This is a genomic window from Micromonospora sp. WMMA1996 (assembly GCF_002573675.1).
GTDB classification, from domain to species: domain Bacteria; phylum Actinomycetota; class Actinomycetes; order Mycobacteriales; family Micromonosporaceae; genus Micromonospora; species Micromonospora sediminicola.
Genome location: NZ_PDHU01000005.1, coordinates 171472 through 190549, shown reverse-complemented (window position 1 = coordinate 190549; position 19078 = coordinate 171472). Strand labels below are relative to the sequence as shown.

The 19078-nt window shown below is 73.2% G+C and carries 17 protein-coding genes, 2 pseudogenes and 1 riboswitch; of the genes and pseudogenes, 11 read left to right on the top strand and 8 right to left on the bottom strand.

All coding sequences use genetic code 11. The annotated features are described in order from the left end of the window. The first annotated feature begins 21 nt into the window (after positions 1–21). From pstC to pstB, 3 genes are read left to right on the top strand one after another with little or no spacing between them, the layout of a single operon-like run. A complete protein-coding gene (gene pstC, locus COO58_RS26415) occupies positions 22–1110 on the top strand; it encodes a phosphate ABC transporter permease subunit PstC (protein ID WP_091569150.1) in 1089 nt (362 codons plus the stop codon). Further along, positions 1107–2195, top strand: a complete 1089-nt coding sequence (gene pstA / locus COO58_RS26410; protein ID WP_098747710.1) for a phosphate ABC transporter permease PstA — start codon at positions 1107–1109, stop codon at positions 2193–2195. The genes pstC and pstA overlap by 4 nt, the downstream gene beginning before the upstream one ends. 20 nt (positions 2196–2215) lie before the next feature. Next, positions 2216–2992 carry a phosphate ABC transporter ATP-binding protein PstB gene (gene pstB / locus COO58_RS26405; protein WP_091569147.1) on the top strand — a complete coding sequence of 259 codons (777 nt, stop codon included), beginning with the start codon at positions 2216–2218 and terminating at the stop codon, positions 2990–2992. A gap of 64 nt (positions 2993–3056) precedes the next feature. Here pstB and COO58_RS26400 read toward each other — a convergent pair whose 3' ends face one another. After that, entirely contained in the window at positions 3057–3884 is an 828-nt protein-coding gene (locus tag COO58_RS26400) for an NUDIX domain-containing protein (RefSeq protein ID WP_098747708.1), read from the bottom strand. 142 nt (positions 3885–4026) lie between these two features. Between COO58_RS26400 and COO58_RS26395 the strand changes: the two genes are divergently transcribed. Together COO58_RS26395 and COO58_RS26390 are read left to right on the top strand one after the other, a co-directional pair. Continuing rightward, positions 4027–4626 carry a HEAT repeat domain-containing protein gene (locus COO58_RS26395; RefSeq protein ID WP_098747707.1) on the top strand — a complete coding sequence of 200 codons (600 nt, stop codon included), beginning with the start codon at positions 4027–4029 and terminating at the stop codon, positions 4624–4626. Positions 4627–4765: 139 nt separating this feature from the next. Then, positions 4766–5734 carry a Gfo/Idh/MocA family protein gene (locus COO58_RS26390; RefSeq protein ID WP_098747705.1) on the top strand — a complete coding sequence of 323 codons (969 nt, stop codon included), beginning with the start codon at positions 4766–4768 and terminating at the stop codon, positions 5732–5734. A 76-nt stretch (positions 5735–5810) separates the two neighbouring features. Here the strand turns inward: COO58_RS26390 and COO58_RS26385 are convergent, their stop codons facing one another. From COO58_RS26385 to COO58_RS26375, 3 genes are all read right to left on the bottom strand, one after another. Beyond that, entirely contained in the window at positions 5811–6815 is a 1005-nt protein-coding gene (locus COO58_RS26385; protein ID WP_091569139.1) for an inorganic phosphate transporter, read from the bottom strand. Between the two features lie 4 nt (positions 6816–6819). Then, positions 6820–7446, bottom strand: a complete 627-nt coding sequence (locus COO58_RS26380) for a DUF47 domain-containing protein (protein WP_089157475.1) — start codon at positions 7444–7446, stop codon at positions 6820–6822. A 151-nt stretch (positions 7447–7597) separates the two neighbouring features. After that, on the bottom strand, positions 7598–8548 hold the full coding sequence (locus tag COO58_RS26375) for a PPK2 family polyphosphate kinase (protein ID WP_091569136.1): 951 nt from the start codon (positions 8546–8548) through the stop codon (positions 7598–7600). Positions 8549–9071: 523 nt separating this feature from the next. On the opposite strand from COO58_RS26375, the gene sigJ reads away from it, so the two are divergent. After that, on the top strand, positions 9072–10025 hold the full coding sequence (gene sigJ, locus COO58_RS26370) for an RNA polymerase sigma factor SigJ (protein WP_091576897.1): 954 nt from the start codon (positions 9072–9074) through the stop codon (positions 10023–10025). Positions 10026–10032: 7 nt separating this feature from the next. Here the strand turns inward: sigJ and COO58_RS26365 are convergent, their stop codons facing one another. After that, the gene (locus COO58_RS26365; protein WP_091569133.1) at positions 10033–10539 is read right to left on the bottom strand and encodes a DUF402 domain-containing protein; all 507 of its coding nucleotides are present in this window, start codon (positions 10537–10539) and stop codon (positions 10033–10035) included. A 125-nt stretch (positions 10540–10664) separates the two neighbouring features. Here COO58_RS26365 and COO58_RS31320 point away from each other — a divergent pair. Both COO58_RS31320 and COO58_RS31315 read left to right on the top strand, forming a co-directional pair. Then, positions 10665–11996: pseudogene (locus COO58_RS31320) on the top strand (ATP-dependent DNA helicase); the annotation flags it as partial. A 120-nt stretch (positions 11997–12116) separates the two neighbouring features. Next, positions 12117–12803, top strand: a pseudogene (locus COO58_RS31315) (ATP-dependent DNA helicase); the annotation flags it as partial. Positions 12804–12855: 52 nt separating this feature from the next. Here COO58_RS31315 and COO58_RS26355 read toward each other — a convergent pair. Next, positions 12856–14154, bottom strand: a complete 1299-nt coding sequence (locus COO58_RS26355) for an AI-2E family transporter (RefSeq protein WP_245666125.1) — start codon at positions 14152–14154, stop codon at positions 12856–12858. 154 nt (positions 14155–14308) lie between these two features. Between COO58_RS26355 and COO58_RS26350 the strand changes: the two genes are divergently transcribed. After that, the gene (locus tag COO58_RS26350; protein ID WP_098747703.1) at positions 14309–14656 is read left to right on the top strand and encodes a co-chaperone GroES; all 348 of its coding nucleotides are present in this window, start codon (positions 14309–14311) and stop codon (positions 14654–14656) included. 71 nt (positions 14657–14727) lie between these two features. Next, on the top strand, positions 14728–14895 hold the full coding sequence (locus tag COO58_RS30400) for a hypothetical protein (protein WP_172967907.1): 168 nt from the start codon (positions 14728–14730) through the stop codon (positions 14893–14895). 3 nt (positions 14896–14898) lie between these two features. Here the strand turns inward: COO58_RS30400 and COO58_RS26345 are convergent, their stop codons facing one another. Beyond that, on the bottom strand, positions 14899–16350 hold the full coding sequence (locus COO58_RS26345; protein ID WP_098747701.1) for a PrsW family intramembrane metalloprotease: 1452 nt from the start codon (positions 16348–16350) through the stop codon (positions 14899–14901). A 22-nt stretch (positions 16351–16372) separates the two neighbouring features. Continuing rightward, positions 16373–16495: riboswitch (SAM riboswitch) on the top strand. A 45-nt stretch (positions 16496–16540) separates the two neighbouring features. Between COO58_RS26345 and COO58_RS26340 the strand changes: the two genes are divergently transcribed. Further along, positions 16541–17803, top strand: coding sequence for an aminotransferase class V-fold PLP-dependent enzyme (locus COO58_RS26340; protein WP_098747699.1), 1263 nt, complete (start codon positions 16541–16543; stop codon positions 17801–17803). A gap of 24 nt (positions 17804–17827) precedes the next feature. On the opposite strand, the gene COO58_RS26335 is transcribed toward COO58_RS26340, so the two are convergent. Continuing rightward, on the bottom strand, positions 17828–19051 hold the full coding sequence (locus COO58_RS26335) for an aromatic acid exporter family protein (RefSeq protein WP_255292776.1): 1224 nt from the start codon (positions 19049–19051) through the stop codon (positions 17828–17830). Positions 19052–19078 lie beyond the last annotated feature (27 nt).

The window sequence follows — 19078 nt, the reverse complement described above, 5'->3', positions numbered from 1 at the left end:
CAACGCGAAGCGAGCGAGCAGATGGGTGACACCCCTCACCGCTCGGCGCACGCCGGCACCGGCGGGACCCCCGTGGCCATGAGCCACGAGCGGCCCGCCGGTGCCTCGGCGCGTGTGGCCGAGCGCTCCGGAAACCCCCTTGGCCGCCCCGGCGGCGACCTCGGCGGGGGCGGCGGCCTGCCCCGCGCCCGCGCCTTCGGCGCGGAACGGGCGTTCCGCGGCCTCACCCTGGCCGCCGGCACCACGGTGCTGGTGATCATCGCGGCCATCGCGATCTTCCTGATCGCCAAGGCCGTGCCGGCGCTGCGGGCCAACACCGAGTCGTTCTGGACCTTCGAGGGCTGGTTCCCGAACGACAACCCGCCGAAGTTCGGCATCGGCGCGCTCGCCTTCGGCACCGTCCTGAGCTCGCTGCTGGCGCTGCTCATGGCGGTGCCCGTCGCGCTCGGCATCGCCCTCTACCTGTCGCACTACGCCCCCCGCCGGCTCGGCAACGGACTCGGGTTCGTGATCGACCTGCTGGCCGCGGTGCCGAGCGTGGTCTTCGGACTCTGGGGCCGCGACTACTTCGCCCAGCCGGTCGCCGACCTCTCCGCCTGGCTGAACACGTACTTCGGCTGGATCCCGATCTTCGGCGACGGCCCGTACGGAAGCTCGATCCTGCTCGGCTCCGTGGTGCTGGCGATCATGGTGCTGCCGATCGTCACCTCGCTCTCCCGCGAGGTGTTCCGGCAGACCCCGACCGCCAACGAGGAGGCCGCGCTCGCGCTCGGCGCCACCCGCTGGGAGATGATCCGCACCGCGGTCCTGCCGTACGGCCGGCCGGGCGTCATCGCCGCGGTGATGCTGGGCCTGGGCCGGGCGCTCGGCGAGACCATCGCGCTGGCGCTCACGCTCGGCTCGACGTACGCCATCTCGTTCAACATCCTGCAGAGCGGCGGCAACTCGATCGCCGCGAACATCGCCAACCGGTTCGCCGAGGCGAACGACACCGGCCGCGGCGCCCTGATCGCCTCCGGCCTGGTGCTCTTCGCGATCACGCTGATCGTCAACATCACCGCGCGCGCGATCATCTACCGCCGCCGCGAGTTCACGGAGTCTGCGGCATGACCTCCACTCTCACCCCCTCCCGCCCGCGCCCGCCGGCCCAGCCGGCCACGCTGCGGGCCCGACGGCTCCCGGCGTACGCCGCGCCCGTCATCGCCGTCGCGGCGCTGCTGCTCGCGGCGGCCCTCGTGTACGGCGCCGGCATCGGCGGACCGGTCCTGGTCGTGGTGCTCGGCGCGCTGCTCTACCTGGTCGGTCTCTACGTCGCGACGAACGCGGTGGAGGGCCGGCGGTCCGCCCGCAACCGGACCTGGAGCGCGCTGATCCACTCCGCCTTCGTGCTGGCCGTGCTGCCGCTGGCCTCGGTGGTGTGGACGCTGGTCAGCAAGGGCTCCGAGCGGCTGGACGGCAACTTCTTCGGCACCTCGATGAACAACATCGGGGCGCGGGACGCCAACGGCGGCGCCTACCACGCGATCATCGGCACGCTGGAGCAGGTCGGCATCGCCGCCCTGATCACCGTGCCGCTCGGCGTGCTCTGCGCCATCTACGTGGTCGAGTACGGCCGGGGCCGGTTCGCGTTCACCATCCGCTTCTTCGTCGACGTGATGACCGGCATCCCGTCGATCGTCACCGGCCTGTTCGTGCTGGCGTTCTGGGTGCTGATCGTCTCGCCGTGGTTCAACGACGGCCGGCCGAGCTTCTCCGGCTTCGCCGCCGCGCTGGCGTTGAGCGTGCTCATGCTGCCCACCATCGTCCGGTCCACCGAGGAGATGCTCCGGCTCGTGCCGGCGCCGCTGCGCGAGGGCGCCTACGCCCTCGGCGTGCCGAAGTGGAAGACCATCCTGCGGGTCGTGCTGCCGACCGCGCTGCCCGGCATCGTCACCGGCATCATGCTCGCCATCGCGCGGGCCGCCGGCGAGACCGCGCCGGTGCTGCTCGTCGCCGGTGGTGGCGCCTCGATCAACTTCAACCCGTTCGAGAACAACCAGTCGTCGCTGGCCCTCTTCGTCTACCAGCAGGCCGGCGAGGCCTCGAAGTACTCGCCGGCGCGGGCGTGGACCGCGGCGCTCACCCTGGTCGCGCTCGTCCTCGTCCTGACCGTCGCGGCGAAGTTGCTGGCCCGTCGAAACCGGCTCGGCCGATGAACCCCGGAGGTACCGCCACCATGGCCAAGCGCGTCGAAGCCTCGAACGTCACCGCCTACTACGGCGGGTTCAAGGCGATCGAGAACATCAACCTGACCGTCGAGCCGAAGACGGTGACCGCCCTGATCGGCCCGTCCGGCTGCGGCAAGTCCACCTTCCTGCGGTCGATCAACCGGATGCACGAGGTGCTGCCCGGCGCCCGGGTCGAGGGCAACCTGACCATCGACGGGCAGGACATCTACGACCGCGACGTGGACGTCACGGCCGTACGCCGGATGATCGGCATGGTCTTCCAGCGGCCGAACCCGTTCCCCACCATGAGCATCTTCGAGAACGTGGTGGCCGGGCTGCGGCTCAACGGCGTCCGACGCAAGTCGATCCTGGAGGAGACGGCCGAGAAGGCGCTCCGCTCGGCGAACCTGTGGGACGAGGTCAAGGATCGGCTCGGCAAGCCCGGCGCCGGCCTCTCCGGCGGTCAGCAGCAGCGGCTGTGCATCGCCCGCACCATCGCGGTCGAGCCGCAGGTGGTGCTGATGGACGAGCCGTGCTCGGCCCTGGACCCGATCTCCACGCTGGCCATCGAGGACCTGATGTTCCAGCTGAAGGACAAGTTCACCATCATCATCGTCACGCACAACATGCAGCAGGCCGCGCGGGTGTCGGACCGCACCGCCTTCTTCTCGATCGAGAAGACCGGCGACCCGGGCCGCCTGATCGAGTACGACAACACCCAGAAGATCTTCAGCAACCCGAGCCAGAAGAAGACCGAGGACTACATCACCGGCCGCTTCGGCTGAGGTGCAAGGAGGGGCCCCCTGTTAACGCATTCTGCATAGCAGGGGGCCCCTTTTAACACCCCGCTCAGCGGAGCAGGAAGCGCGGCTGCGCCCCGTCCAGGTCCTCGATGCGCGGCAGGATGGGCGTACCCGGGTCGCGGTCCGCGGCGGCGCGGGCCACGCCGGCCAGGTCGCCGGCGGCGGCGATCTCGCCCAGGGTGACCATCGTCGGCGGCAGCATGGTCAGCTCCCCCGCCTCCGCCCGGGCCAGCGCGTCCGCCGGGCGCAGCCACAGCGTGTGGTCGGCCTCGCCGGAGACGTCGCGGGTCCGCTGCCCCTCGGGCAGCAGCGCCACGAAGAAGTACGTGTCGAAGCGGCGCGGCTCGAACTCCGGCGTGATCCACCGGGTCCACGGCAGCAGCAGGTCGGACCGGAGCGTCAGACCGCGCCCGGCCAGCAGATCCGCGAAGCCGGTACGCCGACCCACCAGGTCCTGCCGGGCCGCCTCCCATTCGTCGCCGCTCACGTCGCCGACCACGGTGCCCGCGTCCGGGCCGGCCAGCAGCACGCCCGCCTCCTCGAAGACCTCGCGGGCGGCGGCGCAGACCACCGCCTGCGCGTCCGCCGGGTCGAGCCGGAACCGCTCACCCCAGGCCGCCGGCTCCGGCCCGGCCCAGCCCAGGTGCGCCTCGGAGTCGGAGCGGTCCACCCCGCCGCCGGGGAAGGCGTACATGCCGCCGAACGTCATCGCCGCGACCCGGCGGATCAGGTAGACCTCGAAGTCGTCACCGGCCGGGCGGAGCAGCAGCACGGTGGCGGCGACCCGGGGCACCGCCGGCACGCCACCCTCGGCGTGGAACCGGCGGGCGTGCTCCACCAGGGCGGGGGGTGCGGCGAAGCCGTCAGTCGTCATGCGCCGAGCCTAGGCCCTGCCTCGCGGACCATGTTCGGCCGCAAGCAGCCGCCCCGTCCGCGCTCGGTTTCCGCCTGCGGCCGGCTTGCCGTGGCTGTGGCGCCCACCATGCGGTCGACAAGATCAATGGCATCATAGGCCGATGATCGATGGTCTCGATGCCGTGATCGCCAGGGTTCTCGACTGGGAGCCCGGGGCCGACGAAGCCCTGATCGCCGCCGGGCCGACCGGAGCGAGACGTGTCTTCGACCTCTACTACGGCAGGGCCACGGCGAACCTGGCCACGAGCGCTACTGGCCGGGATCTGGGCGACGGCTGGTCGGCTGCCCTGCACATCGCCGCCCTGGTCGCGCCCGAGGAGTTTCTCGCCCAGATGCCGAGCCGCGTCGGCACGACGGAGATCGTGATCCTCGGCGACATCAACGATCCCCGCGCTACGCGCATCCTCTGCGAGCAGGCTCGGCACGAGGACTTCCTGCACCGCGTCAACGCCGTCAGGGCACTGGCCAAGCACACCGGCCGGGCGAGCCGGGAGGCGGTCGAGCGGGCCCTCGCCGATGTGGACCTCGTGGTCCGCAGTGCGGCGATCCGCTGCGTCGCCGACACGGATCCCAGCCGGGGCAGGACCTTGTACGAGGCATTCCTGGAAGAGCCCTGCCTCACCCCACTCCTGCGGCAGGAGGCGCGGCGGGCGTTGTCGTATCTGCGTGAAGGCACTCCCATACCGCCCCAGCCGTGGTGAGGCGGCCGGATTCAGCTCGGTGGAGACGGCCAGTTCCTCGTCGACTTTCGCGATGAGAGAAGGTCCCGAACCGGTCCTGACGTCCCGACGGGTGGATCACCCTGCCGGTCCCGGAGCGGGAAGGGATAACGTGCCGGGAATGACGCGTTGGGGAATCCTGGCCACCGGGCACATCGCCACCTGTTTCGCCGACGACCTGCGGCTGGTGCCGGACGCCGAACTGGTGGCGGTCGGGTCGCGCACCCGGGAGAGCGCCGAGACGTTCGCGCGGCGGCACGACGTGCCGCGGGCGTACGCCTCCTGGGCCGAACTGGCCGCGGACCCGGACCTGGACGCGATCTACGTGGCCACGCCGCACGCCGCGCACCACGAGGCGGCGCTGGCCTGCCTGGCCGGCGGCAAGGCGGTGCTGGTGGAGAAGCCCTGCACGCTGGACCTGCCCACCACCACCGAGCTGGTGGAGACGGCGCGCGCTCGCGGGCTCTTCCTCATGGAGGCCATGTGGATGCGGACCAACCCGCTGATCCTGCGGGTGCTGGAGCTGATCTCCGACGGCGCGATCGGCGAGGTGACCCACGTCCGGGCCGACTTCGGGGTGGCCGGGCCGTTCCCGCCCGAGCACCGGATGCGGAATCCCGCGCTGGGCGGGGGCGCGCTGCTCGACCTCGGCGTCTACCCGCTGAGCCTGGCCCACCTGGTGCTCGGCGCGCCGCAGCACGTGCGGGCGTGGGCGCGGCTGAGCCCGGAGGCGGTGGACGAGAACACCGGCATCGTCCTGGGCTGGGACTCCGGCGCGGTGGCGACGCTGAGCTGCGGCATGGTGGGCGCCACCGCGATCACCGCGTCGATCACCGGCACCACCGGCCGGATCGAGCTGCCGGAGCCGTTCTACCGGCCCGGGTCGGCGGTGCTGCACCGGCTCGACGCCGAGCCGGAGACGATCCCGGCGGACATGACCGGCGGCGGTTACCAGTACGAGGCGATCGAGGTGGGGCGCTGCCTGGCGGCCGGGCTGACCGAGAGCCCGCTGGTGCCGCACGCCGCCACGCTGGAGGTCATGACCCTGATCGACGACATCAAGGCCCGGATCGGCGTCTCCTACGTGTAAGGAGGGGCCCCTTCTTAACATCGGATGTTAAGAAGGGGCCCCTCCTCTACCTGAGGCGTTAAAAGGGGGCCCCGCCTTAAAACAGCGGGCGCACCAGCAGATACGCGAGGCAGGCGATCGCGGCGGCGGCCGGGAACGTGATGATCCAGGCGATCACGATGTTGCCGGCCACGTTCCAGCGCACCGCGGAGAGCCGCTTCGTCGCGCCCACACCCATGATCGCCGAGGTGATCGTGTGCGTGGTGGAGATCGGGGCCTTGAGCACCAGCGCGTTGAAGTAGAGCACCGCGCTGGCCACCGTCTCGGCCGCGAAGCCCTCCGCCGGGCCGAGGTCGATGATCTTCCGGCCCAGCGTCCGGATGATCCGCCAGCCGCCCGCGTACGTACCGAGCGCCAGCATCGTCGCGGAGGTCCAGAACACCCAGCCCGGGATGTGCGTCTTGCTCTCCTGGAAGCCGCCGGTGTAGAGCGCCAGCACGATGATGCCCATGGTCTTGGCGGCGTCCTGCATGCCGTGGCCGACCGACATGGCGGCGGCGGACACGGTCTGCGCCCAGCGGAAGCCCCGGCTGAGCTTGCCCGGCTGCCCCTTCCGGAACAGCCACATGATCGCGAGCATCACCAGGAAGCCGAGCACCAGGCCGACCACCGGCGAGAGGACCATCGGGATGATGACCTTCTCCAGGATGTTGCCCCACTGGACGATGCCGTCGGCGGCGAACAGGGTCGCGCCGACCAGGCCGCCGAAGAGGGCGTGCGAGGAGGAGGACGGCAGGCCGAAGTACCAGGTGATCAGGTTCCAGGCGATCGCGCCGAGTACGCCGGCGAAGACCACGCCGAGGCTCTCCACCCCGGTCGGTAGCGTCACCAGTCCGTCGCCGACCGTCTTGGCGACCCCGGCGCCGAAGTGCGCGCCGACGAAGTTGCCGACGGCGGCCAGGCCGAGCGCGATCCGGGGGGTCAGCGCCCGGGTCGAGATGCTGGTGGCGATCGCGTTGGCCGCGTCATGGAAGCCGTTCGTGTAGTCGAACGCCATGGCGACCGCGATCACCGCCAGCACGGCGATGAGTTCGGGTGTCACGGGATCAGGACTCCTTGACCGCGATGGTCTCGACGGTGTTGGCGACGTGCTCGAAGGCGTCGCAGGCGGCCTCCAGCTCGTCGGCCACCTCCTTCATCTTCAGCACCGTGAGCGCGTCGTACTCACCGGAGAAGAGCCGGACCAGCAGCATCCGGTACGCCTGGTCGCCGTCGTTCTCGAGCCGGTTGCACTCGATCCAGTAGTCCTCGAGGTCCTTCATCGACTTCAGTCGGGGCATCGCCTCGGCGGTGAGCTTGGCCTGCTGGTCGAGCACGTTGACCAGCTCGTGCAGCTCGCGCGGCAGCGACGGGAGCTTGGTCAGGCCGTACAGGTAGAGCAGGTTGCCGACCGCCTCCAGGTGGTCCATCACGTCGTCGAGCAGCGAGCCCAGCCGGTAGATGTCCTCCCGGTCGAAGGGCGTGATGAAGGTGGAGTTGATCTTCTTGTAGAGGTCGTGCGTGATCTGGTCGCTGTCGTGCTCGACCTCGGTCAGCCGCTCGCTGATCGACTGCACGTCCGCGCCGGGCAGACCCAACTCGTTGAGCAGGTCGGTCCCCTTCACCAGGTTCTGCGCGGCCCTGGTGAAGAGCTCGTAGAAGGCGCCCTCGGTGGGACGGAAGGAAAACTTCACAGCACGGACCTCGTCGTGTCGGTGGAAGGGTGGCCGTCGCCTGCGAGAGGCGTCTGCTCTGGGCATGCTAGGGACACGGTCGAACCCGGCATCGACCGGCCCACCCCTGGTCAGGCCCGATTCACCGCTCGTTCACCTGATGTTCACCTGATCACTTGCCGCCCTGGTCGCGTAACCGGTCACGCTCCCGTTCGACGTCGAAATCGGCAGGCGGATACCCCAGATCCAGCCCGTCGAACGTCTCCCGCAGCAGGTGGGCCAGCGCCCAGTCGCGGTACCACTTGCGGTCCGCCGGCAGCACGAACCAGGGCGCGGCGTCCGTCCCGCAACGCTCCAGCGCCTCGGTGTACGCGGCCCGGTAATCGTCCCAGCGGGCCCGGGTGTCCAGATCGCTCGGGTTGTACTTCCAGTACTTCGTCGGGTCGGTGAGCCGCTCCATCAGCCGCTCGCCCTGCTCCGCGTACGAGATGTGCAGCATGACCTTCACCACGGTCACGGACTGCTCGACCAGCTCCCGCTCGAAGTCGTTGATGATCGCGTACCGGGACCGCCAGGTGGCCTCGTCGACCAGTTCCTCCACCCGGGCGATGAGCACGTCCTCGTAGTGCGAGCGGTTGAACACGCCCACGTAGCCCGGTGGCGGCAGCGCCCGCCGGACGCGCCAGAGGAAGTCGTGCCGCCGCTCCTCCTCGGTCGGCGGGCCGAAGGAACGGATGTGCAGCCCGAGCGGGTTCATCGCGCCGGCCACCCGCTTGACGGCGCCGTCCTTGCCGCCGCAGTCCATGGCCTGGAGCACCAGCAGCACCCGGCGCGGCCGGTCACCGTCCAGCCGGGCGCCGGCCTGACTGGGCGCGCTGGTGGCGCTCCCCGGCCCGGCCGCGCCCTGGGCGGCGGCGTAGAGCATCTCCTGCTGCCGGCCCAGCTCCGCGCCGACCAGCTCGACCTGCCCACGGGCCCACTCCTTGCGCGCCGAACCGTGCCCGGCCGCCGCCGGCAACCCCGGCGTCGACCGGGGGTCGATCGCCGCCAGGTCCACCGCCCCCGGGCCCACCCGCAACAACTCCCGCATCGACCCGCCCTCGGGCCCCACCACGCCACTCATCCCCCGATCCTCACCCCGCAACCCCGATCATGGGTACGGCGTGCCCGGTACGCCCGTTTCGCGACCCAACCTCCACCCGCCCACCTCCTCCACCCGTTCCCAGGCCCGCCCCGCCCGTCGGCAGTCCCCGCCCCCGCCCGCCCGTTCACGGACCCGCCCCACCCCGTTCACGCACCTCACCCCATCTCGGAACCAGCGCTCACCTAACGGAGTCGATCTTCCACAAAGTGGGATCGGTCCAGATCTTGGTACGAAACGGCGCCTATAGGGGCCGTTTCGTACCAAGATCTCCCGCCGGGATGGGCCGGACGGGCGCGAACGGCCGAACGCCAGGCGGCTTGGTCGCGGCGGCCGGCAGGGAGGACGGGTGAACGGCGGAGCCGGGCGGCGGATGAGCGGCGGACGGCAGGCAACGGAGCGGGCTGCGGACGGCAGGCAGCGGGCGGGCGCGGCGGACGGTGGACGGTGGGCGGTGGGCGGTGGGCGGTGGGCGGTGCGGGTGGGCGAGCGGGAGAATGGGTGGGTGGACGAGCTTGCGGGGGAGTTCGAGGCGGAACGGGGGCACCTCCTGGCGGTCGCGCAGCGGATGCTGGGCAGCCGCAGCGAGGCCGAGGACGCCGTGCAGGAGACCTGGCTGCGCTTCTCGGGCGCGCTCGCCGACCCGGCCGAACGGGCCCGCGTCCGCGACGTGCGCGGCTGGTTGACCACCACCTGTTCCCGGATCTGCCTGGACGTGCTCCGCTCCGCCCGCGTGCGCCGCGAGGCGTACCCGGGTCAGTGGCTGCCCGAGCCGGTGGTGCGCGGCCTCCCTGCGGCGGACGGGTTCGCCCCCGACCCGGCCGAGCGCGCGGTCCGGGCCGACCAGCTCGGCACCGCGCTGCTGGTGGTGCTGGAGCGGTTGACGCCGGAGCAGCGGGTGGCGTTCGTGCTGCACGACGTCTTCGCGGTGCCGTTCGGCGACGTGGCCGACGTGCTCGCCGTGACGCCGGAGGCGGCGCGGCAGCTCGCGTCCCGGGGGCGTCGGGCGGTGCACGGGCCGGACGCGCCACGGCACAGCGCCGACCTCGCCGAGCAGCGCCGCGTGCTCACCGCCTTCGCCGCCGCGGTGGAGTCCGGCGAGCTGGACCAACTGGTCCGGGTGCTGGCCCCGGACGTCATGTCGATCGGCGACTCCGGCGGGCACTTCCCGGCGGGGCGCCGGCCGGTGGTCGGCACCGACGCGGTCGGCCGCCTGCTCCTCGGCCTGTACGGCCAGGCCCGGGGGCGGGGCGCCCTGCGCGGCCGGCCGGTGCTGGTGGACGGCACGCTGGGGTGGCAGTCGGAGTTCCTCCACCGCGACGGGCGGACGATCCGGATGGTCACCTCGTTCGCCGTGCACGACGGGCGGGTCACCGGCGTGTTCAACCAGCTCAATCCGGACAAGGTGGCCGACCTGCCGCCGCTCGGGCCGGACGCCGCCTGGCCGCCGCGCTGGTGAACGCGGTTCAGACCACCAGGGCCAACCACTTGCGGTACGAGGTGGCGAACGGCTCGCTGCCGTCGCCGAGCGCGCCCAGCAGCCAGCGGGCCGCCGCCTCGGCCTCGGCGACCAGGTCGTCCGGGTAACCCCACCGGGCCCGGTGCTCGGCGAACTCGTCCTCGTCGCGCAGCTCGACGACGCCGGTCTCCCGGCGACGCACCACGTCCAGGTCGAGGTCGACCAGGTGGACCGTCTCCTCACCCTCCCAGCGGGCCGGGGTGGCGATGTCGCAGTAGACCTCGCTGGTGCGCGGCGGCGGGTTGAACATCCCGGTCCACCAGCCGTGCCGGGGCACCAGCAGGACGAACGGGATCTGCTCGACCGAGGGGCGGCCGTGGTAGACGGACTCGGTGCCGGCCGGCACGCCGAGCCAGACGCCGAGGTCGTCCTCGGCGAGCCGGCGGGCCGGGTAGTCGCGGTGCGCGCTGCCGTCGTACTTGCGGTAGATCACGCGGACCACGTCGCTCGGCATGCCTGGCACCCTAACCGATTCCGGCCACGCCTCGCGATCGGGAGGTAACCGGACGCGACGCAGGGTCCGCGCCACGCGGCCGGAGCGGCGGGACCCCCGTCGGTGCCGGCGGGTACGGTCGCACGGTGAGCCCGTCCCGCACCGCCACCGGCCCCGCTGTCCCGAAGAAACGCCGGGCCGGCCGCGCCGACGGCGGGGCGCTGCTGGCCGCCGCGGTGGGCGCGGTGCCGGGCGGCGCGGCCCGGCCGGGCCAGCAGCAGATGGCCGAGGCGATCGAGCGGAGCATCGCCTCCGGCGAGCACCTGCTGGTACAGGCCGGCACCGGCACCGGCAAGTCGCTGGCCTACCTCGCCCCGTCCCTGACCGTGGACGGTCCGGTGGTGGTCTCCACCGCGACCCTGGCGTTGCAGTCCCAGCTCGTCGACCACGACCTGCCCCGGCTGGCCGACGCGGTCGAGCCGGTGCTCGGCCGCCGCCCCACCTTCGCCGTGCTCAAGGGCCGCCACCACTACCTGTGCCTGGCCCGGCTGGACAGCTCGGTGGAGGACGAGCCGGACGACGCGCTCTTCGACGCGCCCCGTCCCGGCGGCACGAAGTGGCTGGGTGAGGCCGGCCGACTGGGCAAGCAGGTGCAGCGGCTGCGCGACTGGGCCGAGAAGACCGCCACCGGCGACCGCGACGAGCTGGACCCGGGCGTCGACGACCAGGTGTGGCGCAGCGTCTCCATGCCGGCCCGGGAGTGCGTCGGGGCCAGCCGCTGCCCGTTCGGGCAGGAGTGCTTCGCGGAGGCGTCCCGGGCCCGCGCCCGGGAGGCCGACATCGTGGTGACCAACCACAGCCTGCTCGCGGTCGACATGCTCGCCGGGCGGCACATCGTGCCGCCGCACAAGCTGCTCGTGGTGGACGAGGCGCACGAACTGGCCGACCGCGTCTCCTCGGCCGCCCAGGCCGAGCTGGTGCCCGAGCTGATCGACCGTTCCACCCGGCGGGCCCGGCCGCTGCTCCGGCCCGACCTGGCCGACCGGCTCACCGAGGCCGGCGACGCGCTGACGGTGGGGCTGGCCGAGGCGCCGGCCGGTCGGCTCACCGCCGGCCTGCCGCCCGCGCTGCGGGAGGCGTGCACGCTGCTCGACGCGGCGACCCGGGCCGCGCTGGAGTCGATCGGCGACGTGAAGGCCGACGACCCCGACCCGGTCCGCAAGCAGCAGGCGAAGGCGGTGCTGGACGAGCTGTCCACCACCGCCCAGCGGCTGCTGGAGGAGGCCGACCACGACGTGGCCTGGGTGGAGAAGCCGGAGAACGGCAGCCGCCGGGCGCTGGTGGTGGCGCCGCTGTCGGTGGCCGGCACCCTCGCCACCCACCTCTACGACGAGCGCACCGTGGTCGCCACCTCGGCCACGCTCGCCCTGGGCGGTCGCTTCGACACGGTGGCCCGGGCGCTCGGGCTGGAGGCCCCGCCGCCCACCCCGCCGTCGCCGGCCGCCGCCGCGCTGGCCACCGCGGCCGCCGCGGGTCGCACCGCCGGGCCGGCCCCGGTGGCCAGCACCGAGGGCAGCCGGGCGGCGATCGGCACGGTCCCGGCCACGGAAGGGCCCGGCTGGCGGTCGCTCGACGTGGGCTCGCCGTTCGACTACGCCCGGCAGGGCATCCTCTACGTCGCCGCGCACCTGCCCCGCCCCAGCGTGTCCGGCCTGCCCACGGCCGCCGGCGAGGAGTTGCTGGCGCTGGTCGGGGCGCTCGGTGGGCGTACCCTCGGGCTCTTCTCGTCGCGACGGGCCGCCCAGCAGGCGGCGGAGCTGGTCCGGGCGCGGACCGACCTGCCCGTGCTGCTCCAGGGCGAGGAGGCGCTGCCGCTGCTGGTCCGCCGGTTCCGCCAGGAACGGGAGAGCTGCCTGTTCGGGGTGATGTCGCTCTGGCAGGGGGTGGACGTGCCGGGCGACGCCTGCCAGCTCGTGGTGATCGACCGGCTGCCCTTTCCCCGCCCCGACGAGCCGCTCGCCGCGGCCCGCGCGGCGGCGGTGGACGCGGGCGGCGGCTCCGGGTTCGCGGCGGTGAGCGTGCCGATCGCCGCGGTCCGGCTGGCGCAGGGCGTCGGCCGGCTGATCCGGGCCACCGGTGACCGGGGCGTGGTGGCGGTGCTCGACTCGCGGCTGGAGACGGCGCGCGGCTACGGCCCGTTCCTGCGCCGGTCGTTGCCGCCGTTCTGGTACACCACCCGGCCCGAGGTGGCCCGGGGCGCGTTGGAACGGCTCGCCAAGAGCTGACGCCCGCGCCTCCCCGGGTGGGGTGACGCGGGCGTCGACGGGTCGGGCCGGGTCAGGGCGCCTGGGAGGCGACCACCACGGCGTCCGGCGGGGTGTCCGGCACGGTACGCGCGGCGAGCCGCCGGACCGCGGTGTTGAGCACGGCGATCAGCGGCACCGCGACCAGCGCGCCGGCGATGCCGGCCAGCACCACGCCGGCGGCGATGCCGATGATCACGGCGAGCGGGTGGATGGCCACCGCCCGACCCATGATCAGCGGCTGGAGCACGTGCCCCTCGACCTGCTGCACGCCGATGACCACGCCCAGGATGATCAGGGCGGTCACCGGACCGCTGTCGACCAGCGCCACCAGCACGGCGACCACGCCGGACAGGAAGGCGCCGACGATCGGGATGAACGCGCCCAGGAACACCAGCGCGGCGAGCGGGAACGCGAACGGGATGTCGAAGACGACCAGGAAGATGCCGATGCCGACGGCGTCGATGAACGCGACCAGGACGGTGGCCCGGACGTACGCGCCGAGCGTCGCCCAGGACGCGCGCCCGGCGTCGTCGACCTTCCAGCGCGCGGCGACCGGCAGCAGCCGCACCAGGAACCGCCAGATGTTGTTGCCGTCGCGGAGGAAGAAGAATGTCGCGAACAGCACCAGGACGGTGCCGGTGAGCACCTCGGCCAGCGTGGCGGCGGTGCTGAGCGCGCCGCTGGTGAACCGCTCCGTGTTGCCGTTGATCCAGCTCTGCGCCTCGTCGATGTAGCGGTTGAGCTGGCTGTCGGACAGGTGCAGCGGGCCGGTCTTGAACCAGTCCTGGATCTGCCGGACGCCCTGGGAGGACTTCTCGCTCAGCTCCGGCACGCCCTGGATGAACTCGTTGACCACCAGCGTCAGCGTGCCGATCACCGCGGCCAGGCCGCCGACCAGCACCACGCCGGTCGCCAGCGAGCGGGGAAGTCGGGCCTTGAGCAGCCAGCCGACCGCCGGCGCGAGCAGCGCCGAGAGGAGAAGGGCGACGGTCAGCGGGATGATCACGATGCTGATCGTGCCGACGATCTTGAGCAGCGCCCAGGTCACGATGCCGATCACGATCAGGCGCCAGCACCACGCGGCGGCGATGCGCAGCGCGTGCGGCACCTCGGTGTCGTCGCGGCTGACGGTCGAGTTGTGCATCGCGGCCGGCGGCTCCGCGCCCACCACGGTCGCCGACGGCGCCGCCACCGGACCCGGCGAGACGGGCGAGGCCACGCCCGCGCCGGGCGGTGCCGCGTCCGGCTCCTCCCGGCCGGACCGGACGGACTCCCGGCCCGACTCGTACGCGCGGCGGAGCCGTCCGCGCATCCGCTCGAAGCGGCTCAAGCGCACCTCCGGCAAAGTTGGCCCACCCACGTCACAGGGGGGACAGGATACGTCCGACCGCCCCACCCTAGGGCGGCTCCGCCACACATTGCCCCGCCACGGCACGGGCCAACCACGGCGGGATCGACAGCGGGGCACGCGGTAGCGTCTTCGCGTGACCGCCGACCAGAGTCTCGACGCCGGGCTGCCCATCCGCCTGCTGCACGACCGCGTGCTCGTGCGTACCGAGGGCGCCGAGGGGGAACGCCGCTCCACCGCCGGCATCGTGATCCCGGCGACCGCGGCGGTCGGTAAGCGGCTGGCCTGGGCCACCGCGGTCGGCGTGGGGCCGAACGTACGCGCGATCGTCTCCGGCGACCGGGTCCTGTTCGACCCCGACGACCGCTCCGAGGTCGAGCTGCACGGGCGGGCGTACGTGCTGCTGCGCGAGCGGGACGTGCACGCCGTGGCGGCCGAGCGGGTGGAGACCACCACCGCCGGGTCCACCGGCCTCTACCTGTAGCCCGCCCCCGGCGCTGTTTGCGGCGCGGCCCGGCGGGAAGCCCAGGCACCTCAGCGCCCTGGGGAGGGACCATGCCGGTAGTGATCAAGAAGATCCTCGCCTGGGGATTCCTCGCGTTCCTGATCTACTTCATGGCGTTCCGGCCCGACGGCGCGGCGCAGCTGTTCAAGGGGATCGGCGTGGCGCTGATGGCCATCGCCCAGGGGCTCGGCGACTTCCTCACCGGCCTGGTGGCCTGACGGTCAGCCGCCCGGGTGCCACGGGTGCGGGCCGTGACCGACCGGCGGCGGTGGCGGGGCCAGCACCACCGGGATCGGCACCACCGGCTCGTCCGGCGCGTCGACCGTGCGCTGCGACCCGTCCGGGAACCGCAGGTGGTAGCGCTGACCGTCCCACACCCCGACCGGCGCCTGCGGGTCGCGGCCGACGAAGAACGACCGGTACGCGGCGATCGCGTCCAGCAGCTCCCGTTCCTCCCGTGCCGTCCGGTCCCGCTCGGCGGGCTTGCGGTCCAGCCCCCGGCGCATCCCGTCGCGCAGCAATGCCAACCGGGTCGCGGCGAACTGGTAGCCGCGCATCGCCTTCACGCCGCCGTCGCCGGCCACCCGGCGGGCCCAGGTGCGGGCCGCGTGCCGCCGGCCCAGACTGCCCAGCGCCGCCACCTCCGGCGGGGTCAGCCAACCCGCCCGCACGTAGTCCGGCAGGGTGCGTTCGGTGAGCCGCCCCTCCCAGGCCCGCAGCCACACCGCGAGCCCCACCATGGCGAAGAAGATCGGCACCATCACGCCGAGGTAGCCGTAGAGCGCGATCACCGGCTGCCCGGTGGCCTGGGCCAGCGAGGGCAGCAGGTTCCAGGTGCCGTGCAGCATCATGGCCAGCAGCAGGCCGGCCAGCGGGGCGAGGATCCGGACCCGGCGGTCGGCGGTCCGCGCGGCCACACCCAGCCCGACGCCGGTCATCGAGGTGAACAGCGGGTGGGCGAAGCCGAACAGCAGGATCCGCACGATGAAGATCGCGATGACCTGCTGGGCGCCGGTGGCCGGGCCGTACTCCTCCACGCCGGTGCGGTAGCCGTAACCGCCCAGGTAGAGGATGTTCTCGACCATGGCGAAGCCGACCGCGGAGAGCCCGCAGTAGACCAGGCCGTCGGTGACGCCGGAGAACTCCCGCCGGCGGAAGATCAGCAGCAGGATCGGGCCGGCCGCCTTGGTCAACTCCTCGATGAACGGCGCGACCAGCACGGCGGTCAGCGCGGTGGGCAACCCCCGGTCCTCGAACAGCCGCGCGCCCGTCTCGTTGACCAGCAGCGAGATCGCGGTGGAGACGAAGGCGCCCCAGGCGAAACAGAAGATCAGGTATTTCAGCGGCTCGGGCTCGTAGCGGTCGAGCCAGAGGAAGCAGGAGACCAGCACCGGCACCGGCAGGATCGCCGCGATCACGCCGACCAGCAGCGCATCCGCGCCCAGGCTCTCGCCCAGCGTGAAGACCATGAACAGCGCGCCGGCCGCGATCAGCAGCACCACCCCGGCCAGCGCCAGGAAACGTCGCCAACCGAGCCGGCGCAGCGGCATCCGGGGCGTCGGCGCGCCGGGCGGCGGGGCGGCGGGCGCGGACGGCGGCGGCGGCGCTCCGCCGGGCGGGGTGACGACCATGCGGTCAGCGTAGTCACCCGCGCCCCACTGGTCCGGCCGCATCGCGACGGCTATGCTCCCGACAGGTCACGAGCGCCAGCGTCAAGCCCCGGCTTGCTGGCCGGCAACCCTCGTCGAGGTTCGCGGTGGGGTGCCCCGGGTGATGACCGGGCCCCGCGCCGATCCGTGCGCTGGGCAAGCGCGGACCCCGTCCCGACACCTCGGGGTCCCCCGGTGACCCGGAGGCTCCGGCATGACCCTCACCCTCGTACCGCCCGCTCCCGTGCTGCCCACGCCGGTCCGGCCCGACCCGCTCGGCGTGCTCGGCGTACCGGGGGAGATCAACCTGGACCACGCCGCCAGCGCGCCGTGCGCGCGGGCCGCGGCCGACGCGGTGGCCGAGCTGCTTCCCTGGTACGCGAGCGTGCACCGCGGCGCGGGCGCGCTGTCCCGGCGCTGCACGCTGGCCTACGAGCGGGCGCGGCAGAGCGTGGCGGACTTCGTCGGCGCCCGCCCCGACGATCACGTGATCTTCACCCGGAACACCACCGACGCGGTGAACCTGCTGGCCCGGGCGCTTCCCGCCGGCACCACGGTGGTCACGTTCGGCGGCGAGCATCACGCGAACCTGCTCCCCTGGCCGCGCGGCTCGGTGCGGCTGCCGGTGCCGGACAGCCCGGCCGGCGCGGTCCGGTCCCTCGCCGCGGCGCTCGGCGAGCTGGCCCGTGACGCCCGGCCCGGACTGCCGGTGCTGGTCGCGGTGACCGGCGCCAGCAACGTGACCGGCGAGTGCTGGCCGGTCGCCGACCTGGCCCGGGTGGCCCACCGGCACGGCGCCCGCATCCTGGTCGACGCCGCCCAACTGGCCCCGCACGCGCCGGTCGACCTGACCGCGTCGGACGTGGACTACCTGGCGCTCTCCGGTCACAAGCTCTACGCCCCGTTCGGCGCGGGCGTGCTGGTCGGGCGGGCGGACTGGCTGGACGCCGCACCGCCGTACCTGGCCGGCGGCGGGGCCACCAGCCACGTCGGCGCGGCCACCCACGAGGTGCGCTGGGCGACCGGCCCGGCGCGCCACGAGGCGGGCACCCCGAACCTGCTCGGCGCGGTGGCGCTGGGCGCGGTCTGCGAGGCGCTCGCGGCCGCCGACCGGGGCGCGCTGCACGCCCGGGAGCAGGCCCTGCTGGCCCGGCTGCGGTCCGGTCTGGCCGCCCTGCCCGACGTGGTGGAGCTGCGCGCGTTCGGCCCGGAGGCGCCCCGGGTGGGCATCGTCAGCTTCGTGGTCGCCGGGCGGGACTCCGCCGAGGTGGCCGCCCACCTGGCGACCCGGCACCGGATCGGGGTGCGGGACGGCCTGTTCTGCGCCCACCCGCTGACCCGCCGCCTGCTGTCCGAGGCCGCCGCGCGCTCCGGCCGCACCGACCTGCCCCCCACCGCCCTGCGCGCCAGCCTCGGCCTGGGCACCACCGCACAAGAGGTGGACACCCTCCTCACCGCCCTCGCCACCCTCCCCTGACCACCCCCGCCGGTCGGTGGAGGGTCAGCCGACGGGGGGTGCGGTGGGCGGTTTGGGGGCGGGGCTCTGCTCGGTGGGCTCGCCGCCGCGCTGCTCCTTCTCGCCGAACGCCTGCCGGATCAGCCGGTTCGCCTCCTCCTGGTCGACTCCGGAGGCCACCAACAGGTCGCTGGCGGTGGTCCGCACCTGCGCGATCACCACGCTGCCGGAGAAGCCCACCCCCTCGGCGTACGCCCGGCCGGCCTCGCTGACCGCGCGCAGCGACCGCTCGCGCGCCTGCTCCGGCTCCTCGCCGGCGGCGAACTCGTGCCGCAGCAGGCGTACCGACTCGGCGAGGTGGGCGATCGCGTCCGGCATCGGCTCGGGGATCGGCTCCTCGTCCTCGATCATGGTGACCGAGCGGCGGATCAGGGTGCCGCTGTTGCGCATCGCCCGGTCGATCGGCTCGGCCGCCTCCGCGTAGTGGGTCAGCTCGCTGCGCCGGTGCCAGCGGGCCGGCGAGATGGTGATGGTCTCCTTGGCGCCCTCGATCGCCTCGGAGAGCGCCGCCAGTTCCTCCTTGTTCTCCCGCAGCCGGAACAGCGCCCGCTGGGCGGCGCCCCGGTCCTGGTTGCGCAGCGCCTCGGCGCAGGTGTCCAACTGACCGGCGAGCAGGTCCAGCGCGGGGCGGGCGGCCCGGTTGATGACCCGCAGCGGGTTGAGCGGGAGCAGGATGGCGGTGACCAGCAACGCGATGCCACCGCCGAGGAAGGCGTCGACGAAGCGGGGGAACTCCAGATTCTGGGTGGACGGGCTGAGCGTCACGATCAGCACCGCGGTGGCCGCCGCCTGGATCACGATGGCCACGCTCGCCCCGGCGAAGATGGTCAACAGAATCGCCGACGTCACCACCAGCGCGAGCTGCCAGGCGCCGGTGCCGAGGAAGTAGATCAGCACGTCGCCGACGAGGACGCCGACCGCGACCCCGACGATCAGCTCGACGGTGCGCCGGAACCGCTGGCCCACCGAGGCGGCGAGCGTGCCCACCGCGGAGATCGGGGCGAACACCGGCTGCGGGTTCTTCAGCAGCCGGTGCGAGATCAGGTACGCCAGGCCGGCGGCGAGCCCGGCCTGCAGCGCCAGACCGAAGGCGGTACGGACCCGGTGCAGCCGGTCGTGCAGGGTTGCCTTGCTCCGATCCCGCAGCTCGTCCATGGCGGCGGCGATCCGGGGCCCGTCGAGGTCGCCCAACGCTTCGCGTGACGTCATGCGCCGCAGGAACGGCTGTCGTCGGTC